This window comes from Duganella sp. GW821-FHT01E12 (assembly GCF_059422325.1).
Genome location: NZ_JBWKWR010000001.1, coordinates 1,121,813 through 1,143,162, shown reverse-complemented (window position 1 = coordinate 1,143,162; position 21,350 = coordinate 1,121,813). Strand labels below are relative to the sequence as shown.

Genomic DNA, 21,350 nt, shown 5'->3' with positions numbered 1-21,350 from the left:
TCATTCGACCTTCGAGGAATTAAAAATGAAAAAATTGTTCGTTGCCAGCCTGATCCTGTCACTGTGCGGCGCGGCCTACGCCGCCGAGCCGACGGCCCAGCAAAGCAAGATGAAAACCTGTAACGCCGACGCGGCCGGCAAGAAAGGCGATGAGCGCAAGGCGTTCATGAAGGAATGCCTGAGCGCCAAGGCCGAAGCCCCGGCGCCGAAGATGACGCAGCAGGACAAGATGAAAGCCTGTAACGCCGACGCCACCGGCAAGAAGGGTGACGAGCGCAAGGCTTTCATGAAGGGCTGCCTGAGCGGCAAATAACGCCGGAAGCGGCCGCCGGTCATTCCCGCGCAGGCGGGAATGACGTTCGCCTGCGCGGGCATGGCGCGCTCGGCGCGAACTAAGCCGCCGCGCCAACCGCGTGCCGCTGCTGCCGCGCCTGGCGGCGGTACAGGATCAGCGTGGCGCACAGGCCGCACACGGCGGCGAACGTCATCCACCAGCCCGGCGCGCTCTTGTCGCCGGTGTATTCGATCAGCCCGGTCGCGATGGCCGGCGTGAAGCCGCCGAACACCGCCGTCGCCAGGCTGTAGGCCAGCGAGAAGCCCACCGTGCGCACCTCGACCGGCATCACCTCGGTCAGCGCCACCACCATCGCGCCGTTGTAGCTGGCGTACAGGAAGGACAGCCACAGCTCCACGCCCAGCATGCGGCCGAAGCTGGGCGCCTGCACCAGCCAGTGCAGCGCCGGATACGCGGTGCAGATGGCCAGCACGGTGAAGCAGATCAGCAGCGGACGGCGGCCGACGCGATCCGACAGCGAACCCATCACCGGCAGCCAGCAGAAGTTTGACAGGCCCACGCACAGGGTCACCATCAGCGCGTCGGTGGTGGACAGGTGCAGCACGTTCTTGCCGAAGGTCGGCGTGTAGACGGAGATCAGGTAGAACGACACGGTGGTCATGGCCACCAGCATCATGCCGGCGATCACCAGCGCCCAGTTGTTAAGCATGGAGCGGAAGATTTCCTTCAGTTCCGGCCGGTGCTTGCGGGCCTTGAATTCCTCGGTCTCCTGCAGCGAGCGGCGGATCACGAACAGCACCGGCACGATCAGGCAGCCGACGAAGAAGGGGATGCGCCAGCCCCACGCGCCCACCTCGGCCGGCGTGAGCCACTGGTTGAGCGCGTAGCCCAGCGCGGCGGCCGCCACCACCGCCACCTGCTGGCTGGCCGACTGCCAGCTCACATAAAAGCCCTTGCGGCCCGGCGTGGCCATCTCCGCCAGGTAGACCGACACTCCGCCCAGCTCGACGCCGGCCGAGAAGCCCTGCAGCAGGCGGCCGATCAGCACCAGCGCCGGCGCCAGGTAGCCGATGGTCGCGAAGCCCGGCACGCAGGCGATCAGCAGCGTGCCCAGCGCCATCAGCGCCAGCGTGACGATCAGGCCCTGGCGGCGCCCGACCCGGTCGACGTAGGCGCCGAGCACGATGGCGCCCAGCGGCCGCATCAGGAAGCCGGCGCCGAAGGTCATGAAGGTCATCATCAGCGAGGCGACCTCGTCGCCGCTGGGGAAGAAGGCCTTGGCGATGGCGTTGGCGTAAAAGCCGAACAGGAAGAAGTCGAACATCTCCATGAAGTTGCCGCTGACGACGCGGAACACCGTGCTGAAATGCGACTGCCGGACTGGGGAGTGGGAGGGGGAGGTCATGGATGTCTCGCTGTTGTGTGAATCGGGTCGGAACGGGTCCGCCGGAATTTTCCCGATCATACGCCCCATTTCTTTCATTTTCCCTTCAACGGCGCGCCGCCCCCGGCCATTGAACGTATCCATAATGCAACACATGCCAGGAAATCTACCGTTTATCGCAAACTTGTCGGCAGCGGCGGCCAGCTTAAGTAAAATTCACTTTGTTCAAATTGACAATCACCGAGGAATTACCATGCGCCGTACCGTAGCCGCCGTCCTGATCCCCGCCCTGTTTGCCGTGAGCGCCGCCGCCGCGGCCGCCGAGTCCACCCGCCAGCTGCCGTCCTTCGTCGCCATCAACGCCAAGGGCGCCTTCGCCATGACGGTGGAGGTGGGCAAGGCGCAGTCGGTGGTGGTCAGCGGCGACGACAAGTTCGTCGCCGCGCTCAAGACCGAGGTGGTGGCCAACGAGCTGCTGATCACCATGCCGGACAAATCGTTCAAATCCGGCAAGGGCGAGCCGCGCATCACCATCACGCTGCCGTCGCTGAGCCGGGTCAAGGTCGAGGGCGCGGGCGAGACCATCCTCAACAAGGTCAGCGGCGACCGGCTCGACATCGGCTACCTGGGCGCCGGCCACGTGGCGGCCAACGGCAAGATCAAATACCTGCGCGTCAACGCCAAGGGCGTGGGCGAGATCGACACCAAGGCGCTGGTGGCCGAGCGGGTCGACGTCAACTTCGAGGGCGTGGGCCACGTCAGCGTGCACGCCACCGAGCTGCTCAACGCGGTCGCCAAGGGCATGGGCGAGCTGGAATACTACGGCCATCCGAAGACGGTCAACAAGTCCATCGCCGGCATCGGCAGTTTCACCGCCCGCGACTAGGGCCCGCCAGCCCGCCCTGCTGACACGCAGGGCGATTGCGGTTACTATCAAAGACACAAGAACCGCAACGCACTTCGGAGGCTGACACGGTGGCTGTGCCGAACGACATCGCGCACTGGCGCGCGCAAATCTTTGCGAAGCTGCTGCTGGTCGTGTTCGTCCTGGGCGCGGCCACCGCCGTGCCCAGCATGCTGCTGGCCGCCGGCGAGGGCATCTGGTCCATCGTCGTCATCGACCTCGTCGCGCTGGTCTGGCTGGCCGTGATCTGGCGCTGGCGCCGCCTGCCGTACACGCTGCGGGTGGTCAACTTCCTGGCCATCGCCTTCATGGTCGGCATCGGCCTGCTGCTCAAGGTCGGGCCGGTCAGCCAGATCTACCTGATGGCGGTGCCGGTGCTGGCGGCGCTGCTGCTGGGCCTGCGCCCGGCGCTGTGGACGCTGGGCCTGGCCGGGCTGGCCGTGATGGTGGTCGGCTTCGACCAGAACGCCCAGCTGCAGCTGGACGGCATCCCCGACTACGGCCTGCTCAAGTCGGCCATCGTCACCTTCAACTTCCTGTTCATGACGGCGGTGCTGACCCTGTCGTGCGCGGTGCTGCTGCAGCACCTGGCGCGCTCCTTCGGCGAGCTGCAGCAGCACCAGCAGGAACTGTCGGCGCTCAACGCCGAGCTGCGCCTGACCTCGGCCGCGGTGTCGCGCCTGAACGACATGGTGCTGATCGCCGAGGTCGAGCCGGACGGCGCCGGCGGCGCGCCCAGCCAGCACATCATCTTCGTCAACGACGCCTTCGAGCGCCGCACCGGCTACCGGCGCGGCGAGGTGCTGGGACGCAGCCTGCGCCTGCTGCAGGGGCCCGACACCGAGGCCGCCGTGCTGGCGCACATCGAGCGGGCCATGGCGCGCAGCGAGGCGGTGCGCGCCGAGCTGCTGAACTACACCAAGGCCGGCGAGCCCTACTGGGTGGAGACCGAGCTGGTGCCGTTCGCCGACGAGGGCGGCGTCAACACGCACTGGGTGGCGGTCGAGCGCGACATCACCGAGCGCAAGAAGTCGCAGGACGACATCCACCGCCTGGCCTTCTTCGACGTGCTCACCGGCCTGCCCAACCGCCGCCTGCTGATGGACCGCATCGACAAGCTGCTGGCCAGCTCCGAGCGCGGCGCCACCTACAGCGCCGTCATGTTCATCGACCTGGACCGCTTCAAGACCATCAACGACGCGCGCGGCCACGCCATCGGCGACGCCCTGCTGCGCAACGCCGCCGAGCGCCTGTCGCAGCTGATGCGCAAGGCCGACACGGTGGCGCGCATCGGCGGCGACGAGTTCGTGGTGCTGCTGGGCCACCTGGCGCACGAGCTGCACGCCGCCACCCACGCCGCCGCCACCGTGGCGGAAAAGATCCGCGCCGCCATCGGCCGCGACTTCGAGATCGGCGGCCAGACCTACAACTCCACCGCCAGCATCGGCGTGACCATGCTGCCGCGGGGCGGCCAGAGCGCGCAGGACCTGCTGCGCGAGGCCGACACCGCGATGTACCGCGCCAAGGCCGAGGGCCGCAACGGCATCGCCTTCTACGAGACCGCCATGCAGGCCGAGCTCGAGCGGCGCCTGTCGCTGGAGCGCGACCTGGCCGCCGCGCTGGCGGCCGGCGCGCTGCGGATGCACGTGCAGGCCCAGGTCGACCGCGACGGCCGCACGGTCGGCGGCGAGCTGCTGATGCGCTGGCCGCTGGCCGACGGCGCCATGGTGCCGCCGCAGGTGTTCATCCCGGTGGCCGAGGAATCGGGGCTGATCGTCGCACTGGGCGCGTGGGCGCTGCGCCAGGCCTGCGCGGCGGTGCTGGAGCTGGCGCGCGCCGGGCTGGCCATGCCGCTGTCGGTCAACGTCAGCCCGACCCAGTTCCGCCAGGCCGATTTCGTCGACGTGGTGCGGCGCGCGCTGGCCGACAGCGGCGCCCCGGCCGCGCTGCTGGTGCTGGAGGTGACCGAGGGCCTGCTGATCGACAAGATGGAGCAGACCATCGCCCGCATGCACGAATTGGCGGCGCTGGGGCTGCGCTTCTCGATCGACGATTTCGGCACCGGCTATTCCAGCCTGGCCTACCTGAAGCAGATGCCGCTGTACGAGCTGAAGATCGACCGCAGCTTCGTCATGGACACGCCGGACGACGCCAACAGCCGGGCGCTGGTGCAGTCCATCCTGGCCATGGCCGGCCACCTGGGCCTGCGGGTGGTGGCCGAGGGCGTGGAGACGCAGCAGCAGGCCGACTTCCTGGTGGCCCACGGCTGCGACTGCATGCAGGGCTATCTGTACGCGCGGCCGGCGCCGCTGGCCGCGCTGATCGACCGATTGCAGGGAAAGACGGCGGTGGCCGCCGCGTGAGCCACGCATAACTGGGGGAGCGAGCAATGAAACTGACGGTGGTACAGAAAATGATCGCGCTGGCCGGCGCCGCGCTGGCCGGCATCGCCATGCTGGCCGGCTTGAGCCAGCATCAGATGAACAAAGTGTATGAATCGGCCAGCTACTCGACCGTCAACACGGTGCCCAGCCTGGTGGTACTGGACCGGGTGCGCGACAGCTTCCTGCGCATGCGCATCCGCGTCAACCAGCACGTGCTCAACACCGACGACAAGAAGATGGCGGAGATCGACGCCCAGATCGCCGACATGCGCAAGGGGGTCGACGACAACCTCAAGAAATACGAAGCGCTGCTGAGCGACGACAAGGACAAGGCCATCCTGACGCGCGAGCACGACTCCTGGGCCAAGGTGCAGCCGATGATCGACGCGGTGCTGGTCGAGTCGCGCGCCAACCGCAACGACAAGGCGCGCATCTTGCTGGAGCAGGCCCGGCCCGAAATCCAGGTGATGCAGACCGCCATCGACAACCACTTCGACTACAACATCGAGCTGGGGCAGAAAGGCTCGGACGACGCGGTGGCCATGAAGGCGTCGGCGATGCGCAGCTCGATCGTCATCGCCGCCGGCACGCTGCTGGTGGTGGCGCTGATCAGCGCCCTCATCACGCGCGCGCTACTGCGCCAGCTCGGCGGCGAGCCCGACTACGCCGCCGAGGTGGTCAACCGCGTGGCGGCCGGCGACCTGACGATGCAGGTGCGCCTCAAGCCGGGCGACAGCACCAGCCTGCTGGCGGCCATGCACACCATGGTGGGCAACCTGTCGCGCGTGGTGACCGAGGTCAACGACGGCGCCGAGGCGCTGGCCAGCGCCTCGGAGGAGGTAAGCGCCACCGCGCAGTCGCTGTCGCAGGGGGCCAGCGAGCAGGCCGCCGCGGCCGAGGAGTCGAGCGCCGCCATCGAGCAGATGTCGGCCTCGATCGCGCAGAACACCGAGAACGCCAAGGTCACCGACGGCATGGCCGGCAAGGCCGCGCAGGAGGCCGGCGAAGGCGGCGAGGCGGTGCGCTCGACGGTGCTGGCGATGCGCGAGATCGCCAAGAAGATCGGCATCATCGACGACATCGCCTACCAGACCAACCTGCTGGCGCTGAACGCGGCCATCGAGGCGGCGCGCGCCGGCGACCACGGCAAGGGCTTCGCGGTGGTGGCGGCCGAGGTGCGCAAGCTGGCCGAGCGCAGCCAGGTGGCGGCGCAGGAGATCGAGCAGGTCGCCAGCGGCAGCGTCAGCCTGGCCGAGAAGGCCGGCGCCCTGCTCGACACCATGCTGCCCAACATCCGCCGCACCTCGGACCTGGTGCAGGAGATCACGGCGGCGTCGGAGGAGCAGACCACCGGCGCGAGCCAGATCAACTCGGCCATGAGCCAGTTGAGCCAGACCACCCAGATGAACGCCTCCAGCTCCGAGCAACTGGCCGCCACCGCCGAGGAAATGAGCGGCCAGGCCGGGCAGCTGCAGAGTTCCATGTCCTTCTTCAAGGTGCGCTGACCCGGGAGGCGGTTCGACGGGCGGCGCCCTCGCCTTCCGCCGCCGGCCGGCTTACTGCATCACGCTGACGCGCTTGCCGCTGATGCTGCGCTGCGCCGGGTTGCCGTACACGGTGACGTGGCCGGAGCCGGAGGCGTCGGCCACCAGCGACTGGCTGACGCCGGCCGAGATGCTGCCGGAGCCGTAGGACACCAGTTCCGCGCTCTGGCTGGTCAGGCCGGCCAGGTCGGCGCTGCCGGAGCCGTACACGCGCACGTTCATGCCGCGCACCGTGCCGCTGGCGGCGGCCCCGCCCGAGCCCCGGACCTCCAGGTTCAGCGAGTCGCCGTCCAGGCGGCCCAGGTCCAGGCGCCCGGAGCCGTTCACGCTGGCCACGGTGGAGCCGCTTTGCAGACCGGCCGCGTCGACGCTGCCCGAGCCGTTGACGCGCACGTCGAAGCGGCTGACATTGCCCGACAGCTGCACCTGGCGCGAGCCGTTCTGGCTCAAGTTGAACGGGCTGCCGTTCAAGCCGCTCACCGTCAGGCGACCGGAGCCGTTGGCGTTGACCTGGCGCAGCTGCGGCGTGGTGTAGATCACGCGCAGCGGGTTGGCGCTGCGCACGCTGCCGTCGATCCAGACCCGCAGCATGCCGCCGCTGGCGTCGGTGCGCAGCATGGGCAGCAGGTTGCTGTCGCCCTCGACCTGCAGCGAGGCGGCGGCGCCGACCCGCACCTCGACCTGCATCGGGCCGTTGATGTCGATGCCGTCGCTGCCGGAGGCGTCGCGCCGTTCGGTGGCCGTCTGGCCGTTGCCCTGCACCGCCGGGCTGCCGAAGGCGGAGCTGTAGTGCACGTTGCCGCTGCCGTCGTCCGGGACGACGATGACGGCGCAGCCGGCAAGGGTGGCGAAGGCGGTGATGACGGCGATGGAGATGGCGGTGCGCATGATGGGGTGGTCCCTGAAGTTATCGTGTCGACACTGTAGCGCCGCCGCCCGCGCGCCGCCCGCGCCGTGCGACGAACGGCAGAAAACGGGGGCCGAGACGCACAAAGGGCGCCCCGGGCGCCCTCCGCTGTGTCAGCGCTCCAGCTCGCACAGCTGGTAGGGATAGGGTTCGGCGCCGATCGCCGCGCGGTGCACCCGGCAGCTGCCCGGGCGCAGCCGCAGGCCGTAGCGCTGCAGGTCCCGCGCCGCCTGCTGCTGCACCGCCAGGTCGCGGGCGGCCGGGTCCATGCGGTATGGCGGCAGCAGCGCCAGGCGGCAGCGCGGCCCGTCCGGCGCCGCCAGCATCTCGACGCCGACGTGGAAGCGGACCTTGCCCATCATCCAAGCCAGCCGCGCGCAGCCGGCGTCGCTGCCGGTCTGGCCCAGCCAGGAGGCCAGCCGGTTTTTCTTGGCCAGCGTGATGTCCTCGTGGTTGACGGCCGCGGTCAGCATCACGTAATGGGCGCCGTGGCGGCCGGCCGCGACCGCGCGGATGCGCTCCAGGTAGGCGGGCGACTCCGGAAAGCCGCCGGCCAGCGCCACCACCGCCACCTGCGGCGGCAGCAGGGTGGCCATCCAGCCCATCGGCGGATCGCCGTGCGCGGTGTAGACCAGGCTGGAGGCCGGATCGGCCAGGCCGGGATCGTCGGCGCTAAAGCCGTCCGCGGTCCAGCCGCTGTGGCCCCAGGTGGCGAAGGGGAAGACCACGATGGCGCACAGCGTCAGCAGCCAGGCGCCGGCGCGGCGCGCCAGCCGCGGCTGGCACAGCCGCTGCAGCAGCAGCCAGACCGCCAGCGGCGCCAGCAGCTCCAGCGGCACCAGGTAGCGGTAGATGCCGAACAGCTTAAGCCAGCCCAGGTATCCGAGCGCGAAAAACACCAGCAGCAGGCGCGCCCGGCCATCCGCCGGCGCGGCCCCGCCGGCGCCGCGCAGCAGGCCGGCCAGCAGGCGCACGGCCAGCGCGATAAACAGCACATAGGTCACCGGCCAGATCAGCTGGCGCATCACCAGCTCGGACACGCGGTGGCCGTCCAGCGTGAAGATGAAGGGCCACAGCAGCGCCTCGCCCAGGTTGTGCGGCAGGTGCGCGGTGTCGGCCACGCCCACCGGCTGCGCCAGCGGGCTGCGGAACAGGTCGTTCATCTGCGGGAACAGCGGATTGCCGAACATCCGCCACATGCGCCAGAACCAGTGGCCGGCGCTGGCGCCCAGCCCCGCCAGCACGGCCACGCCGTACACCAGCGACAGGCGCAGGCGCTGCCACCAGCGGCCGTCCACGGTCAGCAGCGCCGCGCACAGCGCCAGCGCGAAGGTGGCGTTGGTCAGTTTCAGGCCGGTGCCCAGGCCCATGGCCAGGCCGGACAGCGCCAGCCAGCCCGGCGCGCGGCGGTCCCACGCGCGCCAGCGCGGCCAGTGGCGCAGCACCAGGTACAGCGACGCCAGCACGAACAGCGCGCTCAGATTGTCGCCCATCGAGTTGCCCAGCTCGGACAGGAAGCCCGTGCCCAAGGTGCCGGCCAGCGCCAGCAGCAGCGGCAGGCGATAGCGGTCGGCGGCGTCCGGCGCCGGCAGCAGCAGGCGCGCGATGGCCAGCACCAGCACGAAATTGAGCCCGTGCAGCGCGCCCATGACGAAGCCGGCCAGCGGCGCCGGCAGCGCGCGGTTCAAGCCGTAGTACAGCAGGTCCAGCGTGGGATTGAAATAGCTTTGCCACTGCCCCGGCGACAGGTCCAGGCCCAGGCGGCCGTTCAGCAGCGCGTAGGCGTTGTAGAGGTGGTAGTTGCGCAGGTCCCAGTTGTTGTCCTGGCCCAGCAGCAGCGACAGCAGGCCAAACAGCAGCGGCACGATCCAGACCGCGTGGCGCATCGCGCCGGGCCGGTTCAAGCGCGCGCTGCGGCGGTCGAACCAGCGTTCGAGCGCGCCGAGCACGGCCGGCGCCGCGCTCATGGCGCCTCCGGCGCGGGCACGGCCAGGTAGGCGAAGCGCTTCTGCTCGATGCGCGCCTTGGTGACGGCGTCGAGAATGATGCCGCAGGCCAGCGCGATCACGCCGCCAAGCATCAGCGCCACGCACAACACGGCGGTCGGCAGGCGCGGCACCAGGCCGGTCTGCAGATAGGTGGCGAACAGCGGCAGCGCCAGCTCGACCGAGGCCGCCGCGCTGGCCGCGAAGGCCAGCCCATAAAAGGCCAGCGGCTTCTCGGACTTGAACAGGCGGGCGATGGTGAACAGGATGCGCATGCCGTCGCGGTAGGTGTTGAGCTTGCTGACCGAGCCCTCCGGGCGCGAGCGGTACACGGTCGGCAGCTCGGCCACCGGCATGCGCAGCCCGAGCGCGTGCACCGTCAGCTCGGTCTCGATTTCAAAGCCGGACGAATGGGCAGCGAAGGACTTGACGAAGCGGCGCGAGAAGACGCGGTAGCCGGACAGGATGTCGGTGAAGGTGCGGCCGAAGATCAGCGAGACGCAGCGGGTCAGCAGGCCGTTGCCGAAGCGGTGGCCGAAGCGGTAGGCCGCCTGCTCCTCGGTGACGCGGCTGCCGACCAGCATGTCGAGGCCGTCGCTCAGCAGTTGGGCCACCATGGCCGGCGCGGCGGCGGCATCGTAGGTGTCGTCGCCGTCGACCATGATGTAGGCGTCGGCCTCGACGTCGGCGAACATGCGGCGCACCACGCTGCCCTTGCCCGGCAGCGGCACGCCGCGCACCACGGCGCCGGCGGCGCGCGCGACGGCGGCGGTGTCGTCGCTGGAGTTATTGTCGAAGACGTAGACGGTGGCGGCCGGCAAGGCGGCCTTGAAGTCGCGCACGATGGCAGCGACGGTCAGGGCTTCGTTATAACAGGGCACCAGGACGGCGATCCGCGCTGCCGGCAAATGGGGGGAATGGAGCATGTACGGTCTTCTCGGAAAAGCGCGCGGCGGAGAGCGCGCAAAGCGCCGATGTTATCATAGCGGCTCCGTTCCTCCCAACGCCGCCGACCGCCATGACCACCCCCAGCCCTGCGCCCGCGCCCGACAGCCTGACCGCGCTGCGCGACCTGACCCGCCGCTTCGCCGCCGAGCGCGACTGGCAGCAGTTCCACACGCCGAAGAATCTGGCCATGGCGCTGACGGTGGAGGCGGCCGAACTGGCCGAGCATTTCCAGTGGCTGCAGACCGGCGCCGACGCCGAGCTGGACGACGCCCGCCGCGCCGGCATCCGCCACGAGCTGGCCGACGTGCTGCTCTACCTGGTGCAGCTGGCCGACCGGTGCGGGGTCGACCTGCACGCCGCCGCGCAGGAGAAGATGGCGCTCAACGCCGCCAAGTATCCGGCCGAACGGGTGCGCGGCGACGCCCGCAAGTACGACCAGTACTAGGCCGTTTCAGGCCGCCTGCTTCGGCCGGCGCACGGCGCGCACCTTGCCGCTGGCGCCGCCGCCGCAGTAGAACAGGTCGGCGCCGTCCGACTCCAGGCCGCTGACGCCGGCGCCGGCCGGCATCTGCAGCCGCTCCAGCACCTCGCCGCTGCGCGGATCGACGCGCCGGATGTCGCTCTCCTCCCCTTCCCAGGTGCCGTGCCACAGCTGGCCGTCGACCCAGGTCACGCCGGTGACGAAGCGGTTCGAATCGATGCTGCGGATGACGGCGCCGGTGGCCGGGTCGAGCTGGTGGATCTTGCGGTCGCGGTACTGGCCCACCCACAGGCTGCCCTCGGCCCAGGCCAGGCCGGAGTCGTAGCCGTCGCCGGGCGCCGGGATCGAGGCCAGCACCTTGCCGCTGGCCGGGTCGATCTTGTCGATGCGCCGTTCGGCGATCTGGTACAGGTGGGTGCCGTCGAAGGCGGTGCCGGCGTCGCAGGCGACGTCCAGCGCGGCGGTGGTGGCGCCGCTGGCGGGATCGAAGGCGATCAGGCGCGCGCCGGTGGCGGCCCACACGCGCCGGCCGTCGTGGGTGACGCCGTGGATGCGCTCGGCGCCGTCGAAGGGGCCGTACTCGCGCACGATGTCGGCCGTGCCGACCTGGGGCTGGAGCCGGGATGTGCTGGTGTTCGCGTTCATTGCTGCCTCCTGAGGGTTGGTGCGCCGGGAGCGGCGCCGCAAGAGCACTTTATGCCAACGGCAGCGCCGCGGGGAGTAACAAGATTGTCGTGTATCCGGCCAGCGGCGGCGCCAGCCAGCGGCGCGTGCGCGCCTGGCCGATGGGGCGCGCGCGGCCGGCCTGCTCCAGCTCGGCCAGCGCGCGCTGCACGGTGCGCTGGCTGGCGCCCAGCGCCAGGGCCAGGGCAGAGGTCGACCAGGCCGCGCCGTCCGACAGCAGCGCCACCAGCGCGCCCTGCTCGCCGTCGACGGGCGGCGCCAGCAGCGCCACGCCGCCCGCGCCCGCCGGCCGCAGCACGAAGCCGCGCGGCGTGGCCGCGACGCCCGCCTGCGCCTTGACCAGCGCGCGCAGGCGGCCGATCTCCACCCGCAGGCGGGCGCGGTGGGTCTGGTCGGGATCGCGGGTGTTGAAGGCGGCCGCGATCAGCGCCTCGCGCGAGACGTCACCCGGCCAGGCCTCGGCCAGCGCGCGCGCCAGCGCGAACAGCACCGGGCGGCGCGCCAGCGGCTGCCAGGCGGCGCCGCTGGCCAGGCCGCGGCGGCAGGCGTCGACCACCAGCGTGCCGGAGGCCAGCAGCGCGGCCACCTGGTCGAGGCGCAGCGAGAGTTCGGCGCCGGCCGCCAGGCGGCGCGCGGCCGGGCGCTCCAGCGCGGCGCGGGCCTCGGCCACCTCGGCCAGCAGCGCCGGGATGCGGGCGCGTTCGGCCGCCGCGCGCGCGCGGGCCAGCGCCGCCTCGGCGGGCGCCACGCGCAGCGAGCGCAGCGCCAGTTCGGCCGACGCCAGTTCGGCCACCGCCGCCAGCGCCGACGGCAGCGCCTGGCCATCGAGCCGCGCCAGCGCGGCGCCGGCTTCGTCCAGGCGGCCCAGCAGCAGCAGGCGGCGCACCGCGATCAGGCGCGCGTGCAGGGCGTTGGCGTGGTCGGCGTGCGCGGACAGCACGGCCTGGGCCGACGTCAGCGCGCGCGGCGAGCCGGCGACATCGCGCACGGCCAGCGCCACCTCGGCCTCGGCCACCACGCAGCGGGCGCGCGACACCTCCTCATGCGAGCCGAAGGCGCGCGCGGCGCGGCGCAGCAGCTCGCGGGCGCGCCCGTGCTCGCCCAGTTGGGCCATGGCGATGCCGCGCAGGGCCAGCGCCGGCGGATCGTCGCGCAGGGCGACACGTTTGAGGGCGCCGAGCGCGTCGCCGGCGGCGAGCGCGCGCGCGGACGCGGCGATCAGGGAATCCATGGCGACAGCATACACCGGCGCGCAGCGGCCCGGCGCGGGCGCTGCGGCGGGGCTGCCGGCCGACGTGCCGACGCCTGACGTGGCGCCGAACCGGGGCCGCCTGATGTGCTGCGGCCCGAAGTTGCGCCGGACTGGCGCGGCCCGACTGGCCGGGTTGGGCGCTACAGGCCCAGCGCCTTGCGGATCTGGGCCGAGACGATGCTCCACGACGGCGACGTGGCGGCCACCTCGTCGAAATGGCTGCCGCCGGGCAGCACGATCACCTCGGCCTGGTCGCCGGCCGCCTGGGCGCGGCGGGCGTAGTCCTGGCCGGCGCGCAGCGGCGAGATGGTATCGAACTCGCCGTGGATCAGCACCGTGCGCACGCCCGACGGCAGCAGCTCGACCGGCGAAGTATCCGAGAAAACGTCCGGCCGTTCGGCGCTGGGGCTGCCGGCCAGTTGAACGATGTCGCGCTCGCAGCTGGTCTTGATCAGCTGTTCCTCGTTGCGCAGGTCGGCCAGGCCGCCCAGGCTGATGACGGTGGGCACCGGCAGCGGATCGGCCACAAACAGCGGACTGCTGCGCGGCAGCCGCGCGCGCGCAGCCGCCCACTGCGCCAGATGTCCGCCGGCCGAATGTCCGACCAGCACCACGCGCGACAAATCGAGCCGCCACTGCGGCGCCAGCGCGCGCAGACGGTCGACCGCGGTGGCGACATCCAGATACATGCCGGGGTATCCTCCGCCCTCCTCATCGAAGCGGCGATACTCGATATTCCACACCGCCACGCCCTGCCGCTGTAGATCGCCGGCGATATTGCGCATCTGCGAGATACCCGCGTACTCCTTGCACCAGCAGCCGCCGTGGACGATCAACGCGACCGGAAACGGGCCATCGCCGGCCGGCTGAAACAATTCCGCGAACTGGGACGGCGCCGCGCCGTAGGCAAGATGCAGCGAAGGCGCGGGCCCTTCCAGCGCCATATACTCCGGCAAAGTCATAGGGTGAGACATGCGTGTGCTCCAATGGACAATGCCGCCATGCTACACGCAAAAACATTGGGGTCAAGTCTGACATTCGGACACGAGCTCCACCGTAGTAGCCGCTACGGCGGAGCTCGTGTCCGATTGTCAGACTTGACCCCAGCGGGTTGCCCCGGGGGTTAGAACTTGTAGTTGGCGCGGACGTAGTAGTAGCCGCCGTTGATGCCGAACGGCGAGAACGATGGCAGGATGTTGACCGCCGCGTTGTCGCCGGCCGCGCGCTGGTCGGCCAGCAAGGCCGGGTTCACGCCGTTCGGATACTTGTTGAACAGGTTGTTGGCGCCCACCGCCACCGACCACGCGGAGTTGATCTTGTAACCCACCTCCAGATCAGTGATCGCCTTGGCCGAGATCTCCGTCAGGTGGTACACCGAGCCGTCCTCGCTGCCGTACTCCGACGATTTGCCGTAGATCGCTTCACGCAGGTTGATGGTCCAGGCGCCGATCTTCCACAAGGCGCCCAGGTTGATGCGCACCTTGGGCGAGGCGGTCTCCAGGTCCGAGATCGCGGTCTGGTCCAGCAGCGTCTGCGGCAGCAGCTGGGCCGGCGCCTGGTTGATCTTGGTCACTTCCACCTTGTTGTAGTTGGCCGCCACCGACCAGTCGACCTTGCCCGCCGTGCCGTAGCTCTGGTTCAGCGTGGCGACGAACTCCAGCCCCCGGCTGCGCGTGTCGACCGCGTTGGAGAAGATGTTGATGCCGGTCTGGCTGACGGTGTTGTCGAGCACATTGCCGTTGGCCTTGATGGCCGCCACCACCGCCGGCGAGTTCACCGATCCGCCCGAGCCGTACAGCGCGCCGGAACCGACGATGCGGTCGCGGATCTTGATCTGGTAGGCGTCCAGCGTGATGGCCAGGTTGGCCGCCGGATTGAGCACCAGGCCCAGGCTGAAGTTGGTCGAGCGCTCGGGCTTGAGGCCGTCCACGCCCACCAGCCTGGCGCCGGCCGAATTCGGCGCCAGCTGCACGAAGGCGGTGGTCGGGCCGACGTTGGTGGCCGAGTAGTATTCCTCGGCCAGCGTCGGCGCGCGGAAGCCGTTGCTGAAGGTGCCGCGCACGCCCACCAGCGGCGAGATGTCGTAGCGGGCGGTGAACTTGCCCACCTTGGCGTTGCCGAAGTCGCTGAAGTGCTCGTAGCGGCCGGCCAGGTCCAGCGTCAGGTCGGTGACGGGATTGCCGGCCAGGTCGATGTAGGCCGCCTCGTTGGTGCGGCGGTGGCTGCCGGCGTCGGTCAGCGAGAAGCCCGGATACGACTGCGAGCCTTCCTTGTAGCGAGAGGCCGGATCGCCCGCTTCGATCTCGTACTTGTCGATGCGGTGCTCCAGGCCGGCCGCCACGTTCAGCGGTTTGGCCCAGCCGATCGCGAACTCGCGGCTGGCCTCCAGGCTGGTGGTCAGCTGGCTGGCGATGAAGGCGCCGGCGTGGAACACGGTCGGCGTGCTGCCGGTGTCGGTGAACAGCGAGACGTTGCCCGAATCGGCCACGCCGATCTTGCTGGTGTCCTTGCCGTAGGTGGAGCTCAGGTCCATGTTCCAGCCGGCCAGCACGCCCTTGACGCCGGCGGTGAGCGCATAGTCGTCCTGCTTCATGGTCTCCTTCGGCGAGAAGCCGGTCGGATAGACCTTCGGCAGGCGGCTCGGCAGGCGGTAGTTCTCGTAGGCGCGCGCCTCCTTGTGGCCCCAGGTGGCGATGGCGTACAGCTGGCTGTCCGGCGCGAAGTCGTAGCCGAAGTTGGCCGCCAACACGTTCAGGTGGTATTGCGCGTCGCCCGAGATGTGGTTGACGTGCGGGTAGCCGGCCTGCTGGAACATCCCGGGATACTTCGCCATGTTGGCCGGGTCGACCACGCGCGGGTCGATGCCGCCACGGTCGCTGTAGCCGTGGTACTTGGATTCGGCGGTCAGGCTCAGATAAGCGTCCTTGAACGGCTCGACGCCGATGTTGGCCGAGGCGTCGCCGGTGCGCCCGCCGCCGTCGGAATAGCCGCCGCCGGTGGCGCTGGCGGTGCCGCCATGGTTGTTCGACTTGAGGATGATGTTGATCACGCCGGCGATGGCGTCGGAGCCGTATTGGGCGGCCGCGCCGTCCTGCAGCACTTCGATGTGGTCGATGGCGGAGACCGGGATGTAGTTCAGGTCGGCGGCCGCGCCGCCCTGGTATGGCCCGCCCAGCACGGCCAGGTTGGCGGTGCCGTGCCGGCGTTTGCCGTTGATCAGCACCAGCGTGTTGTTGGGGCTCAGGCCGCGCAGGCGGGCCGACAGCGTCAGGTTGGCGGTGTCGCCGCCGAAGGCCTGGGCGGTGAACGACGGCAGGTTCTGCGCCAGCGCCTGGATCAGGTCCGGCTGGCCGGTGCGCTGCAGCGAGGCCGAGTCCAGCACCTGGATCGGCGAGGCGCTGTTCTCCACCTTGATGCCGCTCGAACGCGTGCCGGTGACGATCACCGCGCTGACGACGGCGTCGCCCGTGGGCTCGGCGGCCGGCGTGGCGGCGGCGCTGTCGTCGGCGCCCGCTGCGGCGGCGTAGGCGGAGCCCAGCGCCAGGGTGGACAGCACGGCGGCGACGCCGGTCTTGAGTATGGCCTTATGCATAGTTAATCCCCATTGAATGAAAAAAAGTAAGACCTGCTGCGTAATTATTTTTTTGCGGCGACGACTTCGATTTCCACCAGCCAGCCCGGATTGCTCAGGGCCGCCACCTGCACCACGGCGCGCGCCGGCAGCTTGGTCTGGGCGCCGCCGAAGTGCTGGGTGTAGGCCTCCATGAAGCCCTTGGTGTCGGCCTTGCCGCCCTTCGCCGGATCGCCGACCAGGTAGACGGTCATCTTGACCACGTCGCTCATGTCGAGCTTCATGCCCTCCAGGACTTCCTTGATCTTCTTGAGCACCGATTCGGACTGCGTCCTGGTGTCGCCGAAGGCGGCCACGGTGTCCGGCGCGGCGCTGGCGTCAGCGATGGCGGGCACCTGGCCGCTGACGAAGTGGATGGTGGCGGTGGACGGCACGGTGACGGCCAGCGCGATCGGGAAGTCCGAGCCGGGGATCTTGTGGCGGACGATGTCGGCGGCGGCTTTCGGCGCGGCGCCCGCGGCGGCGGGCAACAGCGCCAATGCGGCCGGGATCAACAGGGAGGCGATAGTTTTTTTCATGCGTTCTTCCTTCAGTGTTTGTTGGACATCTGGCCGTTGCTAAAATGGTCGACTTGCAGCGCGTCGCGCAGCGCCAGCACCTCGGACTCGCTGAGCGGCGATGCCTGGTTGCCCCAGCTGCTGCGCACGAAACTGAGCACGGTGGCGATCTCCACGTCGCTCAGGCTGTCGCTGAAGTCCGGCATGCCGCCGCGCCCCTTGAGCAGCACCGTGGCGACGTCGGCGCCCTTCCCCTGCACGAATTTGTTCCCCGCCAGCGCCGGGAAGGCGCCCGGTATGCCCTTGCCGGTGGGCTGGTGACAGGCCGCGCAGTTCTTCAGGAACAGCGCCTTGCCGTCCATCTGCTGCGCGCGCGACGGCGAGCTGGCGCCGGCGGCCAGCAGCGCGACCACCGCCATCGCCGTCTTAATCAACGCTTCCTTCATGCGCTGGCCCTTTCGTGGATCTTGGCGATCTGCTGCCAGGCCGATTCGATGGCGCCGGCCTGCCAGCCGGTCAGGTAGCTCAGGTGCTCGCCGGCCAGCAGCACGCGGCCCTCGCCTTCAAGCAGGATCGGGTAGGCGGCGGCGCGGGTCTTCTCGGTCCACTCGGCCCAGCCGCCAAGGTTGTACTGCACGCGGTGCCAGGCGACCGAGAACGCGCTCTCGAAGTTCTCGGTGTACTGCGGGAAGATCTTCTGCCCCGCCGCCAGCGCGAACGCCACGCGCTCCTTGGGCGACAGCGCGCTGGTCTCGATGGCGGCCGTCTGGTACTGGTAGTACCCAAGCAGCACGCCCTTCTTCTTCTGCCAGCCGTAGGACGGCATCGAGATGGTGTTGATGCCTTTGAGGTCGGTGAGGATATGGCCGCCGTACAGGTGCTCGTCCTCCTCCCAGAAGCGGCGCTTCATCTGCAGGCCGATCTTGCCGACCGGCGCGTAGGCGACCGTGGCGACGGCCTTCTTGAACTTGTCCGAGAAGTCGGTGTCGATCTGGCGCAGCACCGACAGCGGCATCGCCACCAGGCAGTAGTCGGCGCCGATGCTGGCGCTTTTTCCGGTACCGGTGTCCTTGTAGGTGACGGTGACGCCCTTGTCGTTCTGGCGGATAGTCTGCACCTCGGCGCGGTAGCGGATGTTCTTGCCGACGCGCTTTTCAAACGCCTTGGCGATGGCGTCCATGCCGCCGACCGGCTGGAACATGGTGTTCTGCATCGGGAAGTCCTGCACCGCGCTGTAGACGTTGCCCAGCTTGGAGGCCAGCAAATCCTTGAAGCCCAGCGGATCGGACGGCGTGCCCGGTCCCGGCGACAGGCCGGCGCCGGGGTTGACGGTGAAGCCACGGCCGCTGCGGCCCTTGTATTGCAGGTCGGCGCCGGCCAGCTGGCCTTCGTGCGCCAGGTAGTCCAGCAGCAGGCGCTGGTCGTCGGCGGTCAGCTCCTGGTCCAGCTGCTTGTTCTTGACCGACTTGGCCAGCAGCTCGGAGACGTGGCCGCGCATGTCGGCCTTGATCTCGGCCACGCGCATGCGCTTGTCGGCGTAGGGGCCGGCGTTCTCCGAGTAGACGAAGGCGTGGTCGTTATCGTTGACCATGACCTCCAGCGGCACCTCGAACAGCCGCGTGTAGTGCAGCGTGGACTGGTGGTGCAGCGGGATGCGCCATGGGCCGTGGTTGATGTAGTGGCCGTCGTCGAAATCGCAGGTCTGCTTTTCGCCTCCGAGTTCGGTCAGGCTGAAGCCCTTGCGCGCGGTCTGGCAACGGCCGCCGGCGAAGGCGCGCGCCTCCAGGATCTGGCAGTGGTAGCCCAGCTTTCCCAGCTCGTAGGCGGCGGTCATGCCGGCCAGGCCGGCGCCCAGTATCAGCACCTTCTTGCCCTTGCCGCTGCCGCTCAGCGCCGGCGGCGCGGACGCCGTCGAATCCATGCCCATGCCCCAGGCGTTCATGGTGTTGAGCAGCAGGCCGGTGCCGCCGACCGCTGCCGCGCGGTACAGGAAATCCCTTCGAGTAAATGAACTAAACGATTTAAACGATTTTACTGTTTTGCTATTCATCGACGCCCTTTCGTGACTTGCGATTCCATAGCCCCTGTCTAGCAATCGGCGTGCCACGGAGCGGGACAAAATAAACATGCTTCGCCGTTGAAGCGATCCTTATGGCATAAGGCTGAACGACATAAAACAATGTTCTTTCGCTGCCCCATGGCCGGCGCGCCAGAGGCATGAAAAGGCGGCGGCGGCGACAGACTTTATTTGCGCCGGCGGCGCGAAAAAGTCGGATGCGAAGGCGATGCGCCGCACCAGCGAGAGGCGCGCACCGGGATGGAGGGAAGTGGAATGCACGGCGCTGGACAGCGCCGTGGGTGTTTCAGTTGGCGAAGCTGACGACGGCGTGCGTAGTGCTACGTAGGGGCGCTGCTGGGATGGTGGGAACTGGGCGCGGCAGCATGGCGATTTCCGCCGCCGCCAGGTGGCGCTGCGCGCTGCCGCCGTCGGCCATGTGGCAGGCGTGGTATTGCATCGGCGCGTTGGGGTCCAACAAATAAATCATCTCCATGCCGGCCGGATCGTAGGCCACCCGCACATGCCATTGTCCGCGCGAGCGTGCGCGCTCGAACCAGCGCTCGGTGATGGCGCGCGCGCAGGTGTAGGCGATGCCGAACAGCTCGATGCCATCGGCGGTGACGGTGGCCTGCGCCACCGGCATCAGGCTGCAGCGCAGCAGCTGTTCGGGGTAGGTCTTCAGGCTGCCGCCGCGCTGGGCCACGCCCCACTCCCACAGCGCGCGCGGCGTGGCGCGGCCTGCGTGCGGCAGCGGCGCGCTGTTGTTGTGGTACAGGATGCAGTCGATGACGATGCGGGTGAACTGGTCCAGATCGAGCACGCCGTCGAGACGGCACGGCGTTCCGGCGGCGTCCGGGGCCAGCAGCTGGAAGCGCTTGGCCAGCACCGCGCGCCAGTCGTCCGGGCCGTCGTTGGCGGCGACGCAGCGCAGGTTGAAGTTGTTGAGCAGCGTGTCGCGCTGGGCGCCGCCGCTCAGGGCGGCGTGGGTGGAGAGCGTGTCCGGCAGATGGCGGCTGGGCCACTGGCCGGCATCGATGCGGCGGCCGAACTGCTGGCTGTAGCGCTGCTTGTCGGCGCCGCAGTGGGCCAGCGCCAGCATGGCGTGCTGCCAGCTGGCGGCGCCCATGCCGATGTAGACGCCGGCCACCATGCGGCTGAAGGCGTCGACCGCCACGTACACCAGCGGCCGGCCTATGGTCTGCTGGCGGTCGGCGCGCGAGACCAGCTGCACCTCGGCGCGCACCACGTCAAGGTGGAAGCAGGCGCCGGGGCGGCCGTCGATCTGCGGCTGCCGGTCGCCGTCGATGACGCCATGGCCGGCGGAGGAGCCGGGGCCCGCGCCGCCGTCAGCCCCGGGGCCGGCGATGACGCCCGCGACCAGACCGGCTCCCGCCGGCTGCGGCCCGCGCGCGGTGGCGGCGGCGCTGCGGCGCGCCACCTCCGGCGGGCGGTCGTCGTCGTGGTCGAGCCAGTAGTTGAACTGGCCGAAGGTCGGCAGCACGGCCGCCGGCGCGTCCGGCGCGGCCAGCACGCGGCCGCTGCCGGCGTCGATGCGGCGGCCGCCGAAGAAGTCGGCCAGCATCTGCTGGTAGGCGCCCAGCCGCGAGAACTTGGCGTGGCCCGCCGCGTAGTGCGCGATGGCGACGCGGAAGGTGCGGCGGATTTCCTCGTCGGCGTTCAGGCCCGGGCCGTCGCCGGCGCCGTTCTTGCGCGGGCGGCCGCGCTTGACGCCGGCCGAGGCCTGGCGCACCTTGCCGCGCCCGCCCGAGTTGCAGTAGTCGGGCAGCAGCGCGTTGGGCGTCTGCCCGCGCTGCCAGTAGCGGCGCAGGTAGCGGTAGATGGTCGGATGGGAGACGCCGTGGGCGATGGTGGCCTGCGCCACCAGCTGGCCGCGCAGGCGCGCCTCGTAGATGCCCGGCTCCTGCGCCACCAGCGCCTCGACGATGCGCCACGCGCGCTCGCGCAGCTGCAGGTGCTTGGGCGGCAGCAGCTCCTGGCTGACCACCATCAAGTAGGGATCGGCCGCCAGCACGCGCGCGCGGCCGGCGCGCAGGTCGGCCTGCAGCAGCGGCAGCGCCACCAGTTCGACGTCGGCCGACCGCGCCGCCACGTCGAACACATAGGCGTGGCTTTGCTCGGGGGCGATCCACAGCACGCGCAGCGTGCGGGGCGCGGGGTGCGTGTACTGCAGCAGGTCATTCCGCAGCAGCATCGGCGCCTCGGGAGTGTAGAAACAATGCGGTCATTCCGTGCTCCTTACTCAACGACTGGTCGGTTTCCCTTAATCGAATGCAATAAACGGGCCAGCCGCCGTTCTCCTATGAAGGCGAGGGAGCGGGCGCGCAGGCCAGGCGTGCTTGTGGTGCACGGTGGCGGCCGGGCGCACCGTGCGCGT

Annotated in this window: 17 protein-coding genes; 5 read left to right on the top strand and 12 right to left on the bottom strand. The window is 69.7% G+C overall.

Annotated elements, in window-relative coordinates:
• The first annotated feature begins 25 nt into the window (after positions 1–25).
• Positions 26–313 (top strand): PsiF family protein, encoded by a 288-nt coding sequence (locus AC07WS_RS04910; RefSeq protein WP_494727959.1) that lies wholly within the window; start codon positions 26–28, stop codon positions 311–313.
• A 79-nt stretch (positions 314–392) separates the two neighbouring features.
• On the opposite strand, the gene AC07WS_RS04905 is transcribed toward AC07WS_RS04910, so the two are convergent.
• The gene (locus AC07WS_RS04905) at positions 393–1,700 is read right to left on the bottom strand and encodes an MFS transporter (protein WP_494727958.1); all 1,308 of its coding nucleotides are present in this window, start codon (positions 1,698–1,700) and stop codon (positions 393–395) included.
• A gap of 232 nt (positions 1,701–1,932) precedes the next feature.
• Here AC07WS_RS04905 and AC07WS_RS04900 point away from each other — a divergent pair, with 232 nt between their 5' ends.
• The 3 genes from AC07WS_RS04900 to AC07WS_RS04890 all read left to right on the top strand — a co-directional run bounded on the left by AC07WS_RS04900 (position 1,933) and on the right by AC07WS_RS04890 (position 6,472).
• The gene (locus tag AC07WS_RS04900; RefSeq protein WP_494727957.1) at positions 1,933–2,565 is read left to right on the top strand and encodes a GIN domain-containing protein; all 633 of its coding nucleotides are present in this window, start codon (positions 1,933–1,935) and stop codon (positions 2,563–2,565) included.
• A gap of 89 nt (positions 2,566–2,654) precedes the next feature.
• Complete coding sequence (locus tag AC07WS_RS04895) at positions 2,655–4,946, top strand: EAL domain-containing protein (protein WP_494727956.1); 2,292 nt, start codon at positions 2,655–2,657, stop codon at positions 4,944–4,946.
• A 26-nt stretch (positions 4,947–4,972) separates the two neighbouring features.
• Positions 4,973–6,472: a methyl-accepting chemotaxis protein gene (locus tag AC07WS_RS04890; RefSeq protein WP_494727955.1), complete on the top strand. Its 1,500-nt coding sequence runs from the start codon at positions 4,973–4,975 to the stop codon at positions 6,470–6,472.
• Positions 6,473–6,523: 51 nt separating this feature from the next.
• Here AC07WS_RS04890 and AC07WS_RS04885 read toward each other — a convergent pair whose 3' ends face one another.
• From AC07WS_RS04885 to AC07WS_RS04875, 3 genes are all read right to left on the bottom strand, one after another.
• Positions 6,524–7,399 (bottom strand): head GIN domain-containing protein, encoded by an 876-nt coding sequence (locus AC07WS_RS04885; RefSeq protein ID WP_494727954.1) that lies wholly within the window; start codon positions 7,397–7,399, stop codon positions 6,524–6,526.
• A gap of 132 nt (positions 7,400–7,531) precedes the next feature.
• On the bottom strand, positions 7,532–9,385 hold the full coding sequence (locus AC07WS_RS04880) for a hypothetical protein (RefSeq protein WP_494727953.1): 1,854 nt from the start codon (positions 9,383–9,385) through the stop codon (positions 7,532–7,534).
• Positions 9,382–10,329: a glycosyltransferase family 2 protein gene (locus AC07WS_RS04875; protein WP_494727952.1), complete on the bottom strand. Its 948-nt coding sequence runs from the start codon at positions 10,327–10,329 to the stop codon at positions 9,382–9,384. The genes AC07WS_RS04880 and AC07WS_RS04875 overlap by 4 nt, the downstream gene beginning before the upstream one ends.
• Before the next feature lie 92 nt (positions 10,330–10,421).
• Here AC07WS_RS04875 and AC07WS_RS04870 point away from each other — a divergent pair, with 92 nt between their 5' ends.
• Entirely contained in the window at positions 10,422–10,796 is a 375-nt protein-coding gene (locus AC07WS_RS04870; protein WP_494727951.1) for a nucleotide pyrophosphohydrolase, read from the top strand.
• Positions 10,797–10,802: 6 nt separating this feature from the next.
• Here the strand turns inward: AC07WS_RS04870 and AC07WS_RS04865 are convergent, their stop codons facing one another.
• The 8 genes from AC07WS_RS04865 to AC07WS_RS04830 form a co-directional block, all read right to left on the bottom strand.
• Positions 10,803–11,477, bottom strand: a complete 675-nt coding sequence (locus AC07WS_RS04865; protein WP_494727950.1) for a Vgb family protein — start codon at positions 11,475–11,477, stop codon at positions 10,803–10,805.
• A gap of 49 nt (positions 11,478–11,526) precedes the next feature.
• On the bottom strand, positions 11,527–12,747 hold the full coding sequence (locus AC07WS_RS04860) for a helix-turn-helix domain-containing protein (protein WP_494727949.1): 1,221 nt from the start codon (positions 12,745–12,747) through the stop codon (positions 11,527–11,529).
• Positions 12,748–12,908: 161 nt separating this feature from the next.
• Entirely contained in the window at positions 12,909–13,742 is an 834-nt protein-coding gene (locus AC07WS_RS04855) for an alpha/beta hydrolase (protein WP_494727948.1), read from the bottom strand.
• A 149-nt stretch (positions 13,743–13,891) separates the two neighbouring features.
• Positions 13,892–16,360: a TonB-dependent receptor plug domain-containing protein gene (locus AC07WS_RS04850; protein WP_494727947.1), complete on the bottom strand. Its 2,469-nt coding sequence runs from the start codon at positions 16,358–16,360 to the stop codon at positions 13,892–13,894.
• Positions 16,361–16,404: 44 nt separating this feature from the next.
• Complete coding sequence (locus AC07WS_RS04845; RefSeq protein WP_494727946.1) at positions 16,405–16,917, bottom strand: RidA family protein; 513 nt, start codon at positions 16,915–16,917, stop codon at positions 16,405–16,407.
• An 11-nt stretch (positions 16,918–16,928) separates the two neighbouring features.
• A complete protein-coding gene (locus AC07WS_RS04840) occupies positions 16,929–17,342 on the bottom strand; it encodes a c-type cytochrome (RefSeq protein ID WP_494727945.1) in 414 nt (137 codons plus the stop codon).
• Positions 17,339–18,946, bottom strand: a complete 1,608-nt coding sequence (locus AC07WS_RS04835; protein WP_494727944.1) for a flavin monoamine oxidase family protein — start codon at positions 18,944–18,946, stop codon at positions 17,339–17,341. Before AC07WS_RS04835 ends, AC07WS_RS04840 begins: the two co-directional genes overlap by 4 nt.
• A gap of 313 nt (positions 18,947–19,259) precedes the next feature.
• Positions 19,260–21,167 (bottom strand): TnsB C-terminal domain-containing protein, encoded by a 1,908-nt coding sequence (locus AC07WS_RS04830; RefSeq protein WP_494727943.1) that lies wholly within the window; start codon positions 21,165–21,167, stop codon positions 19,260–19,262.
• Positions 21,168–21,350: the final 183 nt, after the last annotated feature.